General features: G+C 65.5%; 13 protein-coding genes. 10 read left to right on the top strand and 3 right to left on the bottom strand.

Annotation, left to right across the window (positions count from 1 at the left end):
- The 9 genes from yidC (at position 1) to dapE (ending at position 8,960) form a co-directional block, all read left to right on the top strand.
- Positions 1 to 1,881 (top strand): membrane protein insertase YidC, encoded by a 1,881-nt coding sequence (yidC, locus tag BRSPCE3_RS20810; protein ID WP_244067967.1) that lies wholly within the window; start codon positions 1 to 3, stop codon positions 1,879 to 1,881.
- Positions 1,882 to 1,994: 113 nt separating this feature from the next.
- Positions 1,995 to 2,645: a ribosome biogenesis GTP-binding protein YihA/YsxC gene (yihA, locus tag BRSPCE3_RS20805; RefSeq protein ID WP_244067966.1), complete on the top strand. Its 651-nt coding sequence runs from the start codon at positions 1,995 to 1,997 to the stop codon at positions 2,643 to 2,645.
- Complete coding sequence (locus BRSPCE3_RS20800) at positions 2,645 to 3,013, top strand: DUF423 domain-containing protein (RefSeq protein WP_244067965.1); 369 nt, start codon at positions 2,645 to 2,647, stop codon at positions 3,011 to 3,013. Before yihA ends, BRSPCE3_RS20800 begins: the two co-directional genes overlap by 1 nt.
- Before the next feature lie 171 nt (positions 3,014 to 3,184).
- Positions 3,185 to 4,078 carry an acetylglutamate kinase gene (gene argB / locus BRSPCE3_RS20795; protein WP_244067964.1) on the top strand — a complete coding sequence of 298 codons (894 nt, stop codon included), beginning with the start codon at positions 3,185 to 3,187 and terminating at the stop codon, positions 4,076 to 4,078.
- A 59-nt stretch (positions 4,079 to 4,137) separates the two neighbouring features.
- Complete coding sequence (locus BRSPCE3_RS20790) at positions 4,138 to 5,124, top strand: DUF1036 domain-containing protein (RefSeq protein WP_244067963.1); 987 nt, start codon at positions 4,138 to 4,140, stop codon at positions 5,122 to 5,124.
- A 171-nt stretch (positions 5,125 to 5,295) separates the two neighbouring features.
- A complete protein-coding gene (locus BRSPCE3_RS20785; RefSeq protein ID WP_244067962.1) occupies positions 5,296 to 5,985 on the top strand; it encodes a pyrimidine 5'-nucleotidase in 690 nt (229 codons plus the stop codon).
- A 123-nt stretch (positions 5,986 to 6,108) separates the two neighbouring features.
- Entirely contained in the window at positions 6,109 to 6,954 is an 846-nt protein-coding gene (gene dapD / locus BRSPCE3_RS20780) for a 2,3,4,5-tetrahydropyridine-2,6-dicarboxylate N-succinyltransferase (protein WP_244067961.1), read from the top strand.
- Between the two features lie 214 nt (positions 6,955 to 7,168).
- Entirely contained in the window at positions 7,169 to 7,756 is a 588-nt protein-coding gene (locus BRSPCE3_RS20775) for a DUF805 domain-containing protein (protein ID WP_244067960.1), read from the top strand.
- Positions 7,757 to 7,805: 49 nt separating this feature from the next.
- Entirely contained in the window at positions 7,806 to 8,960 is a 1,155-nt protein-coding gene (gene dapE / locus BRSPCE3_RS20770; RefSeq protein WP_244067959.1) for a succinyl-diaminopimelate desuccinylase, read from the top strand.
- A 186-nt stretch (positions 8,961 to 9,146) separates the two neighbouring features.
- On the opposite strand, the gene truA is transcribed toward dapE, so the two are convergent.
- The 3 genes from truA to def are packed head-to-tail and all read right to left on the bottom strand — an operon-like array spanning position 9,147 to position 11,377.
- On the bottom strand, positions 9,147 to 9,884 hold the full coding sequence (gene truA, locus BRSPCE3_RS20765) for a tRNA pseudouridine(38-40) synthase TruA (protein WP_244067958.1): 738 nt from the start codon (positions 9,882 to 9,884) through the stop codon (positions 9,147 to 9,149).
- Entirely contained in the window at positions 9,884 to 10,819 is a 936-nt protein-coding gene (gene fmt, locus BRSPCE3_RS20760) for a methionyl-tRNA formyltransferase (protein ID WP_244067957.1), read from the bottom strand. The genes truA and fmt overlap by 1 nt, the downstream gene beginning before the upstream one ends.
- 30 nt (positions 10,820 to 10,849) lie before the next feature.
- A complete protein-coding gene (gene def, locus BRSPCE3_RS20755; RefSeq protein ID WP_244067956.1) occupies positions 10,850 to 11,377 on the bottom strand; it encodes a peptide deformylase in 528 nt (175 codons plus the stop codon).
- Positions 11,378 to 11,547: 170 nt separating this feature from the next.
- On the opposite strand from def, the gene BRSPCE3_RS20750 reads away from it, so the two are divergent.
- On the top strand, positions 11,548 to 12,756 hold the full coding sequence (locus BRSPCE3_RS20750) for a DNA recombination protein RmuC (protein ID WP_244067955.1): 1,209 nt from the start codon (positions 11,548 to 11,550) through the stop codon (positions 12,754 to 12,756).
- Positions 12,757 to 12,906 lie beyond the last annotated feature (150 nt).

Below are 12,906 nucleotides of genomic sequence, written 5' to 3'. Positions count from 1 at the left end.
ATGTCCGACAACCGCAACACGATCATCGCCGTCATTCTGTCCGGCCTCGTCCTGATCGCCTGGCAATACTTCTACAACGTGCCGCAGATGGAGAAGCAGCGCGAGGCGCAGAAGCAGGCCGAATTGCTGAAGCCGTCGCCGCAGGCCACCCCGGGGGCCGCTCCTGGCGCAGCTCCTGGCACCGCGCCAGGAACCTCCGCGTCACCGTCGCCGACCGCGGGTGCGCCTGCTGACGCGCCGGTGGCGAGCCGCGAGACGGTGCTCGCAGCCGGCCCGCGCATCAAGATCGAGACCCCGCGCGTCACCGGCAGCATCGCGTTGAAGGGCGCCCGGATCGACGACCTCGCGCTGGTTCAGTTCCGCGAGACGGTCGACCCCCAATCGCCGGCCGTCGTGTTGCTCTCGCCGTCGGGCACCGCCGAGCCTTATTATGCCGAGTTCCTGTGGCTGACCGCCAACGGCTCGTCGGTGAAGACGCCGGACGCCGACACCGTCTGGCAGCAGGAAGGATCGAACAGCCTGACGCCGAGCACCCCGGTGGTGCTGAAATACGAGAACGGCCAGGGCCTGACCTTCCGCCGCACGATCACGATCGACGATCGCTACCTGTTCTCCGTCAAGGATGAGGTCAACAATCTCGGCAGCGCGCCGGTAACGCTGTATCCGTTCGGGCTGATCTCCCGCGGCGGCAAGCCGCCGGTCTCCGGCTACGCGATCCTGCACGAAGGCCCGATCGGCTATCTCGGCGAACACGGCCTGCAGGAATTCAGCTACAAGAACCTCGACGAGGCCAAGACCCCGACCGGCGGAAACTCGCGCGGCATCGTGTTCACGAAGGTCACCGATGGCTGGCTCGGCATCACCGACAAATATTGGGCCACCGCGCTGCTGCCGGAAACCACCGCGACGCTGGACAGCGCCCGCTTCACCACCGGCGACAAGCGCTACCAGGCCGACTACATGCTCGGCGCGCAGACCATTCCGATCGGCGGCACCGGCGTTGCCAATGCGCGGCTGTTCGCTGGCGCCAAGGAGGCCGCCACCGTCGGCCTCAACTTCCCGCTGGTCGGCTTCGGCGGCTACAACAAGCAGCTCGGCCTCAACCATTTCGATCTCTTGATCGACTGGGGCCACTTCTATTTCATCACCAAGCCGATGTTCCTGGCGCTCGACTGGTTCTATCGCCTGGTCGGCAATTTCGGCATCGCGATCCTGTTGGTGACCGTGATCGTGAAGCTGTTGTTCTTCCCGCTCGCCAACAAGTCCTACGCCTCGATGGCGAAGATGAAGTCGGTGCAGCCGCAGTTGCAGGCGCTGAAGGAACGCTATCCTGACGACCGCGTGAAGCAGCAGCAGGAGATGATGGAGATCTACAAGAAGGAGAAGATCAACCCGATCGCCGGTTGTCTTCCCGTCGTTGTCCAGATCCCGGTGTTCTTCTCGCTCTACAAGGTGCTGTTCATCACCATCGAGATGCGGCACGCGCCGTTCTTCGGCTGGATCAAGGACCTCTCGGCGCCCGATCCGACCAATCTGTTCACGCTGTTCGGTCTGATCCCGTTTGATCCGATCGCGCTGCTCGGACCGCATTTCGGGGCCTACCTGGTGATGGGCATCTGGCCGATCATCATGGGCATCACGATGTGGGTGCAGATGAAGCTCAACCCGGCGCCGCCGGACCCGACCCAGAAGATCATCTTCGACTGGATGCCGTTGATCTTCACCTTCATGCTGGCCGGCTTCCCGGCGGGTCTCGTGATCTACTGGGCCTGGAACAACACGCTCTCCGTGCTGCAGCAGAGCTTCATCATGCGCAAGAACGGCGTGAAGGTGGAGTTATTCGACAATCTGAAGTCGACCTTCGCCAAGAAGCCGACTTAGCTAGCACCGTCATTGCGAGCGAAGCGAAGCAATCCATGCCTCGGCACGAGGAGAGATGGATTGCTTCGTCGCTTCGCTCCTCGCAATGACGGAACGAGAGTGGGCCGCCGCGCATGACCGCCGAACCCGATGCGAAGCTGATCGAGCAGGGACGAAAGCTGTTCGCCGGCGACTGGCATTTCATCTGGGCCTCGCCCTCGATCGAGACGCTGCCGCCGATGGCCGGCCTCGAGGTCGCTTTTGCCGGCCGTTCCAATGTCGGCAAGTCGAGCCTGATCAACGCGCTGACCGGCCGCAATGCGCTGGCGCGCACCTCGCATACGCCGGGCCGCACCCAGGAGCTGATCTTCTTCGAGGGCCCGGAAAACGCGGACTTTCGTCTGGTCGACATGCCGGGCTACGGCTACGCCTCGGCGCCGAAGACCAAGGTGGCGTCGTGGACGGCGCTGATCCACAAATTCCTGCTCGGACGCGCGACGCTGGCGCGGGTCTATGTGCTGATCGACGCCCGTCACGGCATCAAGGATGTCGATCTCGACGTGCTGAAGACGCTGGACAAGTCCGCGGTCAGCTACCAGGTCGTGCTGACCAAGGCCGACCAGGTCAAGGCCGGCGAGCTCAAGACCGTCACCGCCGACACCATCGCGACGCTCGCAAAACATCCCGCCGCGTTTCCCGAGGTGCTGGTGACCTCGTCGCGCACCGGCGACGGCATGCCAGAGCTGCGCGCCGCCATGGTGCGGCTGATCGAGGAGCGGCGCTGATGAGCGGCGCACCACGGCTCCTGATCGGCGTTGCCGCCATCATGGGCGCCTGTGGCGTGATGCTGGCGGCGGCCGCGGCCCACCTGCCCGACGCCACGCGGCTGGCGACAGCGTCCTCGATGCTGCTGTTCCATGCCCCCGCCGTGCTCGCGACGATCGCGGTCGCGGACCGCGCCATCATCCATCCGAAGATCGGGATCGTGGCGGCTGCCGGCTTCGTCATCGCGGCGTCATTGTTCGCCGGCGACCTGGTGGCGCGCCAATATGGCGGCCAAGGCTTGTTTCCGATGGCCGCGCCATCAGGCGGAACGTTGCTGATCGTGAGCTGGGTGGTGCTGGCGGTTTCCGCCATGTGGCCGAGGCGCTGACCCTGTAGCGTAGCCCGGATGCCGCGCAGCGAAATCCGGGACCTGCATCCGCGGCACGATTCCCGGATTGCGCTTCGCTCCATCCGGGTTACGAATACGTCCCGCTTTGCGCCCTGCCCGGCAATCGGATAGAACCGCGCCCGTCCCCCCGCTGACGATGAGACCAGCCCCATGACCGACCAGCAGATCAGCCCGCTCGATCAGGCCCGCATCCTGTCCGAGGCGCTGCCGCACATGCAGGAATATGACGAGGAAACCATCGTCATCAAATACGGCGGCCATGCCATGGGCGCCGAGGACACCGCCAAGGCGTTCGCGCGCGACATCGTGCTGCTGGAGCAGACCGCGATCAACCCGGTGGTCGTGCATGGCGGCGGTCCGCAGATCGCGACCATGCTGAAGCGGCTCGGCATCCAGTCGGAATTCGCAGCCGGCCTGCGCATCACCGATGCCGCCACCATCGAGATCGTCGAGATGGTGCTGGCGGGCTCGGTCAACAAGCAGATCGTCGGCTACATCAACGAGGCCGGCGGCAAGGCCGTGGGCCTCTCCGGCAAGGACGGCAACATGGTGAAGGCGTCGAAGACGACGCGCACCATGGTCGATCCCGATTCCAACATCGAGAAGGCGGTCGATCTCGGCTTCGTCGGCGACCCCGAGAAGGTCGACCTCACGCTGCTCAATCAGCTGATCGGCTATGAGCTGATCCCGGTGCTGGCGCCGCTGGCGACCTCGCAGGACGGCCAGACGCTCAACATCAACGCCGACACCTTTGCCGGCGCGATCGCGGGCGCGCTGAAGGCCAAGCGCCTGCTGCTGCTGACCGACGTGCCCGGCGTGCTCGACAAGTCCAAGAAGCTGATTCCGGACCTGTCGATCAAGGAGGCCCGCAAGCTGATCGCCGACGGCACGATCTCCGGCGGCATGATCCCGAAGGTCGAGACCTGCATCTACGCGCTCGAACAGGGCGTGCAGGGCGTCGTGATCATCGACGGCAAGACCCAGCACGCGGTGCTGCTCGAGCTCTTCACCAACCAGGGCACCGGCACGCTGATCCATAAGTAATGGCAGACGCGGGACACACGGCGAGGATCCCTCGCCGGTCGCAGGCGGCACGGCTCGCGATGTCGCTGCCGGCCGCGCTGGTGTCGTTCCTGTTCTCCGCGGCGCCGGCGCATGCCGACCTCAAGCTGTGCAACCGCATGAGCTATGTGATCGAGGCCGCGATCGGCATCGACGACAAGGCCGCGACCGCGACACGCGGCTGGTTCCGGATCGATCCGGCGACCTGCCGGGTCGTGGTGCAGGGCGCGCTGACCGCCGACCGCGTGCTGCTCAATGCCCGCGCGCTCGGCGTCTATGGCGCATCGCCGATCCCGCAGAATGGCACCGACACGCTCTGCGTCGCGCAGGACAATTTCGTGATCGCCGCCGCGCGGCAATGCCGCTCCGGCCAGACGCCGGCGCAATTCACCCAGATCACGCCGACACAGACCGATGACGGCAATCTCGTCGCCTACCTCGCCGAAGACAGCGAATATGACGACGAGCAGGCGCGGCTCGCCGGCATCCAGCGCCTGTTGGTGATCGCGGGCTACGACGCGGCGCCGATCGACGGCGTCGACGGGCCGAAGACCCAGAGCGCGCTGTCGGCGTTCCTCAGGAGCCGCGGCCTCGCCAGCGACATCGTGCAGTCGCCGAACTTCTTCACCACCATGGTCGACGCCGTGCAGAAGCCGTCGCCGAGCGGGCTGACCTGGTGCAACGACACGCCGCACAAGGTGATGGCGGCGGTTGCGACCGACGACGGCAAGGCGGTAACCAGCCGCGGCTGGTATCGGATCGATCCCGGCAAGTGCCTGCATCCGGACGTCACGGGCGCGCCGAAGCAGATCTATTCCTTCGCCGAGGCGGTCGACGGTGACAACCGCGCCATCCGCATCAAGGACAAGCCGCTGAACTGGGGCGGCGCGGTGCAGCTCTGCACCCGCGACAGCAAGTTCGAGGTCAACGAGCAGGGCGACTGCGCGACGCGCGGCCTCACCGCACTCGGCTTCACCACCGTCGACATGACCAGCGGCGGCAAGACGCTGCGCTTTGCGATGCCGTGAAGACAATGGCGCCGCGTACACAACCGTCGTCCCGGCGAAGGCCGGGACCCATAACCACCATGCTGAGTTTTGTTCACCGTCGATGACCACAAAATCAAAGCCGACTCACACCAGGTTCACCAATAGCCGCCGCGGCGTATGGGTCCCGGCCTTCGCCGGGACGACAGCATCATGAAAACTCCCCGCAGCTTCGGCCATGTCGAGATCTGGGTGTTCGACCTCGACAACACGCTGTACCCGCATCACGTCAATCTGTGGCAGCAGGTCGATGCGCGGATCGGCGAGTTCGTCGGCAACTGGCTGAATATCTCGCCCGAGGAAGCACGGCGGCTGCAGAAGGACTATTACCTGCGCTACGGCACCACGATGCGCGGCATGATGACCGAGCACGGCGTTAAGGCCGACGACTACCTCGCCTATGTGCACAAGATCGACCACTCGCCGTTGCAGCCGAATCCGGCGATGGGGGCTGCGATCGCAAAACTGCCGGGGCGCAAGCTGATCCTGACCAACGGCTCGGTCGACCATGTCGATGCGGTGCTCGGCCGGCTCGGCATCTCCAATCATTTCGACGGCGTGTTCGACATCATCGCCGCCGATCTCGAACCGAAGCCGGCGCCGCAGACCTACCAGAAGTTTCTCAAACTGCACGACGTCGACCCGGCGAAGGCTGCGATGTTCGAGGACCTCGCGCGTAATCTGGTGGTGCCGCATGAGCTCGGCATGACCACCGTGCTTGTGGTGCCCGACGGCAGCCAGGAGGTGGTGCGCGAGACCTGGGAGCTCGAAGGCCGCGACGCCGCTCATGTCGACCACGTCACGGACGATCTCACCGCCTTCCTGCAGCGGCTGAAGCCGTAACCCGGATTACGCTGCGCTTCATCCCGGCTACACACCCGCGTCAGTCTTGACTCGGCGGCCTCAGATCCCGAAAAGGCCCTGCAAACTCCCGTCCTATCCCCGATACGTCCAAGGATCGTCCCGATGTCGCTGTCCGCCCTCGAAACCACCGTCAACACTGCGTTCGACGCCCGCGAAGGCATCTCGACCTCGACCAAGGGCGAGGTCCGCGAGGCGGTCGATCACGCGCTGGAGCTGCTCGACAAGGGCGAGGCCCGCGTCGCCGAGCGCGAGGCGAGCGGCAAGTGGAAGGTCAATCAGTGGCTGAAGAAGGCGGTGCTGCTCTCGTTCCGCCTCAACGACATGGGCCAGATCTCGGGCGGCCCGGGCAAGGCCTCGTGGTGGGACAAGGTGCCCTCGAAGTTCGAGGGCTGGGGAGAGAACCGCTTCCGCGACGCCGGCTTCCGCGCGGTGCCGGGGGCGATCGTGCGCCGCTCGGCCTTCATCGCCAGGAACGTCGTGCTGATGCCCTCGTTCGTCAACCTCGGCGCTTACGTCGATGAAGCCACCATGATCGACACCTGGTCGACGGTCGGCTCCTGCGCCCAGATCGGCAAGCGCGTGCACATCTCCGGCGGCGTCGGCATCGGCGGCGTGCTGGAGCCGCTGCAGGCCGAGCCCGTGATCGTCGAGGACGACTGCTTCATCGGCGCGCGCTCGGAGGTCGCCGAGGGTGTGATCGTGCGCAGGGGCGCGGTGCTGTCGATGGGCGTGTTCCTCGGCGCCTCGACCAAGATCGTCGACCGCGAGACCGGCGAGATCTTCGTCGGCGAAGTCCCGGAATATGCCGTCGTGGTGCCCGGCACGCTGCCGGCCAAGCCGCTGAAGAACGGCCAGCCGGGCCCGGCCACCGCCTGCGCCGTGATCGTCAAGCGCGTCGACGAGCGCACCCGCGCCAAGACCAGCATCAACGAGCTGCTGCGGGACTGATCGGCGCCGCACGCCGCGACAATCCATTACCGTCACCCTGAGGAGGCCGCGCAGCGGCCGTCTCGAAGGGTCGACGGCCCGGCTGGTGGCCGTTCACCCTTCGAGACGCGCTTCGCGCTCCTCAGGGTGACGGGTCCGACATCGAACCAATATCCGTTCGAAGCCGACATAACTCCGGGCCGCGAAAAATTGCCGCGGCCCGGAGATCATTTCCATGGACTGGGCCAATTACCTGTTCGGCTTCAAGGGCCGCATCAACCGGGCCAAATTCTGGCTCGGCGGCCTGATCATCGTATGCTGGATGGCGTTCCTGGCCGCGCTGGTGATTGTTGCGGGCCTTGGCGGCAAGGACGCGTCCTTCAGCTTCAATGTCGAGGACATCTTCCGGGCATTCGACCCGGACAGCTACAAATCCCTGACCTGGGCCGGCGTGCCGACACTGGTGGCCAAGGCCAGCGGAACGGTGCTGTTCGTCTGGGTCTATATCGCGGTCTCGATCAAGCGCCTGCACGACCGCGACAAGAGCGGCTGGTGGATGATCCCGTTCTTTGCGATCCCGGGTCTGATGAGCCAGTTCGGCGGCCGGCTTCCCGATGAATCCTATTGGGTGATAGCCGCCGGCACGATCGTCTTCGTGCTTTATATCTGGGGCTTCATCGAGCTCGCTTTTCTGCGAGGCACCTCCTACCCCAATCGCTATGGTCGCAATCCGCTGGGAAAAACCCATGTGAGCCGCGGCGGCGACCGCGGCAGCTGGTCGCGCTCCACGCAGGGCTGGGATCAGCAGAGTGAGCTCGAATGACGCCGCACAAAGCTGGTCCAGCAGCGGTGTGACGTGTTAAGCGAGTGGCATGAGTGATGCCGTCTCCATTACCCGCGATCTGGTTCGCTGCCCCTCCGTCACCCCGGCCGACGCCGGCGCGCTTGGCGTGCTCGAAGGCCTGCTGAAAGCCGCCGGCTTCGACGTCCACCGCGTGACGTTCTCCGAGCCCGGCACCGCCGACATCGACAACCTCTATGCCCGCATCGGCAACTCAGTGCCGCATATCACCTTCGCCGGCCACACCGACGTGGTGCCGCCCGGCGATGAATCGGCGTGGACGCTCGGCGCTTTCTCCGGCGAGGTGAAGGACGGCTATCTCTACGGCCGCGGCGCCGTCGACATGAAGGGCGGCATCGCCTGCAGCGTCGCCGCCGTGCTGCAATATCTCGGCGACCACGATGGCAAGCCTAACGGCTCGATCTCGTTCCTGATCACCGGCGACGAGGAAGACGTCTCGATCAACGGCACCGTCAAGCTGTTGAAGTGGTGCGCCGAGCGCGGCGAGAAGTTCGACCATTGCGTGCTCGGCGAGCCCTCCAATGTCGAGGTGCTCGGCGACATGATCAAGATCGGCCGGCGCGGCTCGCAGTCCGGCACGCTCATCGTCGATGGCGTGCAGGGCCACGTCGCCTATCCGCACCGCGCCTCGAATCCGGTGCCGGACATCTCGCGGCTGATCGTGGCGCTGAGCGACGAGCCGCTCGATCACGGCAGCGCGCAATTCCAGGCCAGCAACCTCGAATTCACCACGGTCGATGTCGGCAACACCGCCGGCAATGTGATCCCCGGCCAGGCGCGCGCCAAGTTCAACATCCGCTACAACGACAACCACACCCAGGAGAGCCTGCGGCAGCTGGTCGACGCACGGCTGGTGAAGGCCTGCGGCAATCGCATCCGCGCCCACATCGACTGGCAACCGTCGAACTCGAACGTGTTCGTGACCCAGCCCGGACCATTCACCGACCTCGCGGTCGCCGCGATCGAGGAGGTCACCGGCCGCAAGCCGGAGCTGTCGACCTCAGGCGGCACCTCGGATGCGCGCTTCATCTCCAGCTATTGCCCGGTGATCGAATTCGGCCTGGTCGGCCAGACCATGCACCAGATCGACGAGCGCACGCCGGTGGCTGATCTGGAGAAGCTGACGAAGGTCTATCGCGGCGTGCTGGACAGGTATTTCGGGTGATCAGCCAGTTGGCTGGACAAAAACATCGAAAACAACCCCATGCACAGTAGGGGTTGGGGTCGCTAGTCGTTCGCCCATACCAGATACAGTCTGTAGGATGGGTGGAGCGCAGCGATACCCATCGCCTTCGTGGCGAGATGATGGGTATCGCTTCGCTCCACCCATCCTACAGATCATTCGGGTCGCCTAGTAATCCACCCGCATCAGATAGAGCCCGTCCGGCGGCGCGACGGGGCCGCAGGCGGCGCGGTTGCGGGCCGTGAGCGCGGCAAACAGATCGTCCGCGCTCCAGCGGCCCTCGCCGACCCAGACCAGCGAGCCGACCATCGAGCGCACCTGGCTGTGCAGGAACGAGCGCGCCGATGTGACGATGCTGATGGCATCGCCCTCGCGCGTGACGTCGAGCTGATCGAGCGTCTTCTCCGGCGACTTGGCCTGGCACTCGGTGTCGCGGAAGGTGGTGAAATCGTGCTTGCCGAGCAACCGCTGCGCGGCGGTGTGCATCGCCGCCGCATCGAGCGCCCGCGGCACGCGCCAGACCCGGCCGATGTCGAGCGCGAGGTTCGCGCGGGTGTTGGTGATGCGATAGAGATAGTGCCGCTTGGTCGCCGAGAACCGCGCCTCGAAATCGTCCGGCACGATGTCGGCCGCGAGCACGCCGATCGGGTTCGGCCGCAGATGCGCGTTCAACCCGTCGCGGAAGCGGCCGGGCGGAAAATGCTTGGCGATGTCGCAATGCGCGACCTGGCCGCGCGCATGCACGCCGGCATCGGTCCGCCCTGCGCCATGGACGCGCGCGTCCTCGCCGCAGATCGCCTTGACCGCGGTCTCCAGCGCACCCTGCACGGTCGGCGCGGTATCCTGGATCTGCCAGCCGGAGAACGGCGTGCCGTCATACTCGATGGTGAGCTTGTAGCGCGGCATCAGCCGAGCCGCGCAGGCGGCTGCAGCGGTGTGCCGCGCAAGAAATCCGCCGCCTTCATCGGCGCCTTGCCGGCGCGCTGCAATTCGAGGATCCGGATCGCGCCGTCGCCGCAGGCGATCGCAAGATTATCGTCGAGCACGTCTCCCGGTTGGCCCGAGCCCGTCGCCAGTTCGCAGCGCAGGATCTTCAGCCGCACCGGCTCGCCTTCGCCGGCGAGCTCACACCACGCGCCGGGGAACGGCGACAGCCCGTGAATGTGCCGCAGCACCGCATGCGCCGGCTGGGTCCAGTCGATCCGCGCCTCGGCCTTCTCGATCTTGGCGGCGTAGGTGACGCCGTCCGCGCTCTGCCTGGTCAGCTGCAAGCCGCCACGCTGCAGCCCGCCCATCGCGCGCACCATCAGATCGGCGCCGAGCGGCGCCAGCGCGTCGTGCAGGTCGGATGCCGTCATGCTGTCGGTGATCGGCAGCTGCTCGGCCATCGCGACGTCGCCGGTGTCGAGGCCGACATCCATCTTCATCACCATCACGCCGCTCTCGGCATCGCCGGCCATGATGGCGCGGTTGATCGGCGCGGCGCCGCGCCAGCGCGGCAGCAGCGAGGCATGCAGGTTGAAGCAGCCGAGCTTCGGCGCATCGAGAATGGCCTGCGGCAGGATCATGCCATAGGCGACGACGACCGCGGCGTCCGCGTCATGGGCGCGAAACTCCTCGAGCGCTTCCGGCGTTTTGAGGGTCTTCGGCGTCAGCACGGGAATGCTGAGACGGCGCGCCTCCTGCTCGACCGGCGTCGGCTGCAATTGCAGGCCGCGCCGGCCACCCGGCTTCGGCGCGCGGGTGTAGACGGCCACGACCTCATGACCATGGGCCACCAGCTCCAGCAGCGTCGGCACCGCGAAATCGGGCGTGCCCATGAAGATCAGACGAAGCGGCATGCGATCGATTTCTTCCGAGAGTGAGTGGCGTTACTCCGCCGCGCGCTTGGCGGCCTTCTCGAATTTCTTGAAGACGCGGTCGCGCTTCAGCTTCGACAGATAGTCCACGAACAGCACGCCGTTGAGATGATCGATCTCGTGCTGGATGCAGGTGGCGTAGAGCCCCTCGGCATCCTCCTCGTGCAGCTTGCCGTCGAGGTCGGTGAAGCGCAGGCGCACCCGCGCCGGGCGCTCGACCTCCTCGTAATATTCGGGGATCGACAGGCAGCCCTCTTCGTAGACCGACAGTTCTTCCGAATGCGAGACGATCTCCGGATTGATGAACACCCGGGGCTGCGGCGTGGTCTCGCCGTTCTCGTCGCGCTTGGCGAGGTCCATGGTGATCAGCCGCAGCGGCTGCGCGACCTGGATCGCCGCGAGCCCAATGCCGGGCGCGTCATACATGGTCTCGAGCATGTCGTCGGCGAGCTTGCGGATCTCCGGCGTCACCTTCTCGATCGGTTTCGACACCAGACGCAGCTGCTTGTCCGGCAGGATGATGATTTCTCTTAAAGCCATGGCGGCGATTTAAGCTGCGGGCCTGATGCGGTCAATGCGTTCAGGAACCGGTTAAGACGGCCTTAACCACGTTTCTTTACGCAACGCTAACCAAGAAATTTAAGGAAGTGTTTACCATAAATGTTCCCTTTTCGTTCGATGGCCCCGCCGAATCGGCTACAACTGCCGGCATGAACGAGATTCTGCTCACGATTGGCGACCTTCCCGTCCGCGTCTCCGACGCGTTGATCGGCCTTGGCGCGCTGGCGCTGATCCTGCTGTTCGCGATCGCCATGGTGATCGCGCGCGCCAGCCGGCGCGGCGCGGAACTGGCGATGGCCCAGGCCATCCGCGCCGACGAGTTGGAGGAGCGGCTCGCCGACATGCTGCGGGCCCAGAGCGAGGCCTCCGGGCGGGTGGACGCGATGGGGCAGGCACTGGCCGGCCGGCAGGCCGAGATGGCCCGCGCGGTCAACGAGCGGCTGGATTCGGTGACCCACCGGGTCGGCCAGTCGATGGAACAGACCACGCGCAACACGATGGATTCGCTGCGCGTGCTGCACGAGCGGCTCGGCATCATCGATCACGCCCACAAGAACCTCAGCGAGCTCACCACCCAGGTCACGACCCTGCGCGACGTGCTCGCCAACAAGCAATCGCGCGGCGCGTTCGGCCAGGCGCGGATGGAGGCGATCGTCCAGGACGGCATGCCGAAGGGCTCGTTCGAGTTCCAGTACACGCTGACGTCGGGCAAGCGGCCGGACTGCGTCGTGTTCCTGCCCGACCAGCGCCCGCTCTGCATCGACGCGAAATTCCCGCTGGAGGCGATGACCGCGCTGCACGATGCGCGCAGCGACGAGGAACGCAAATCGGCCGGCCAGCGGCTGCGCGCCGACGTGCTGAAGCATGTCAGCGACATCGCCGAAAAATACCTGATCCCGGGCGAGACCCAGGACACCGCGCTGATGTTCGTGCCGTCGGAATCGGTCTATGCCGAGATCCATGACGGCTTCGACGACGTGATCCAGAAGGCCTATCGCGCCCGCGTCGTGCTGGTGTCGCCCTCGCTGCTGATGCTGGCGATTCAGGTGATGCAGCAGATCCTGAAAGACGCCCGCATCCGCGACGCCGCCGACCAGATCCGCAACGAGGTGATGCATCTTGGTGATGATCTCGGCCGCCTGCGCGATCGCGTGCTCAAGCTGCAGACCCATTTCGGCCAGGTCAACGAAGACGTCCGGCAGATCCTGATCTCCGCCGACAAGATCGAAAAGCGCGCCGGCCGCATCGAGGAACTCGACTTCAGCAAGGCCGAAACCCCGATCGAGGTGCCGCGTTTCGTCAAGGGCAGCACGTCCGAGCTGTTCCCCGCCCCGCGCAAGCTGCAGGCGGGGGAGTAGTATGGCCCCCGATATCACCCCGTAATCGGTGTCATCGCCCGGCTGGATGTTTAGTCCGGAGACATGGCTGACACTTGTTCGGACACATCACTGACAGGTTGGCGGTTGGTCAAGTCGATTGATGCGACCTGCCAGCTGGCGAAGAAGACG

The sequence above is a fragment of the Bradyrhizobium sp. Ce-3 genome (assembly GCF_022835695.1).
Lineage (GTDB): Bacteria > Pseudomonadota > Alphaproteobacteria > Rhizobiales > Xanthobacteraceae > Bradyrhizobium.
This window is presented reverse-complemented; position numbering and strand designations above follow the sequence as displayed.

Excerpts from the sequence above, each read along its gene's own strand:
- yidC (WP_244067967.1), top strand. The coding sequence starts at position 1 with ATGTCCGACAACCGCAACACGATCATCGCCGTCATTCTGTCCGGCCTC.
- yihA (WP_244067966.1), top strand. The coding sequence starts at position 1,995 with ATGACCGCCGAACCCGATGCGAAGCTGATCGAGCAGGGACGAAAGCTG.
- BRSPCE3_RS20800 (WP_244067965.1), top strand. The coding sequence starts at position 2,645 with ATGAGCGGCGCACCACGGCTCCTGATCGGCGTTGCCGCCATCATGGGC.
- argB (WP_244067964.1), top strand. The coding sequence starts at position 3,185 with ATGACCGACCAGCAGATCAGCCCGCTCGATCAGGCCCGCATCCTGTCC.
- BRSPCE3_RS20790 (WP_244067963.1), top strand. The coding sequence starts at position 4,138 with ATGTCGCTGCCGGCCGCGCTGGTGTCGTTCCTGTTCTCCGCGGCGCCG.
- BRSPCE3_RS20785 (WP_244067962.1), top strand. The coding sequence starts at position 5,296 with ATGAAAACTCCCCGCAGCTTCGGCCATGTCGAGATCTGGGTGTTCGAC.
- dapD (WP_244067961.1), top strand. The coding sequence starts at position 6,109 with ATGTCGCTGTCCGCCCTCGAAACCACCGTCAACACTGCGTTCGACGCC.
- BRSPCE3_RS20775 (WP_244067960.1), top strand. The coding sequence starts at position 7,169 with ATGGACTGGGCCAATTACCTGTTCGGCTTCAAGGGCCGCATCAACCGG.
- dapE (WP_244067959.1), top strand. The coding sequence starts at position 7,806 with ATGAGTGATGCCGTCTCCATTACCCGCGATCTGGTTCGCTGCCCCTCC.
- truA (WP_244067958.1), bottom strand. The coding sequence starts at position 9,884 with ATGCCGCGCTACAAGCTCACCATCGAGTATGACGGCACGCCGTTCTCC.
- fmt (WP_244067957.1), bottom strand. The coding sequence starts at position 10,819 with ATGCCGCTTCGTCTGATCTTCATGGGCACGCCCGATTTCGCGGTGCCG.
- def (WP_244067956.1), bottom strand. The coding sequence starts at position 11,377 with ATGGCTTTAAGAGAAATCATCATCCTGCCGGACAAGCAGCTGCGTCTG.
- BRSPCE3_RS20750 (WP_244067955.1), top strand. The coding sequence starts at position 11,548 with ATGAACGAGATTCTGCTCACGATTGGCGACCTTCCCGTCCGCGTCTCC.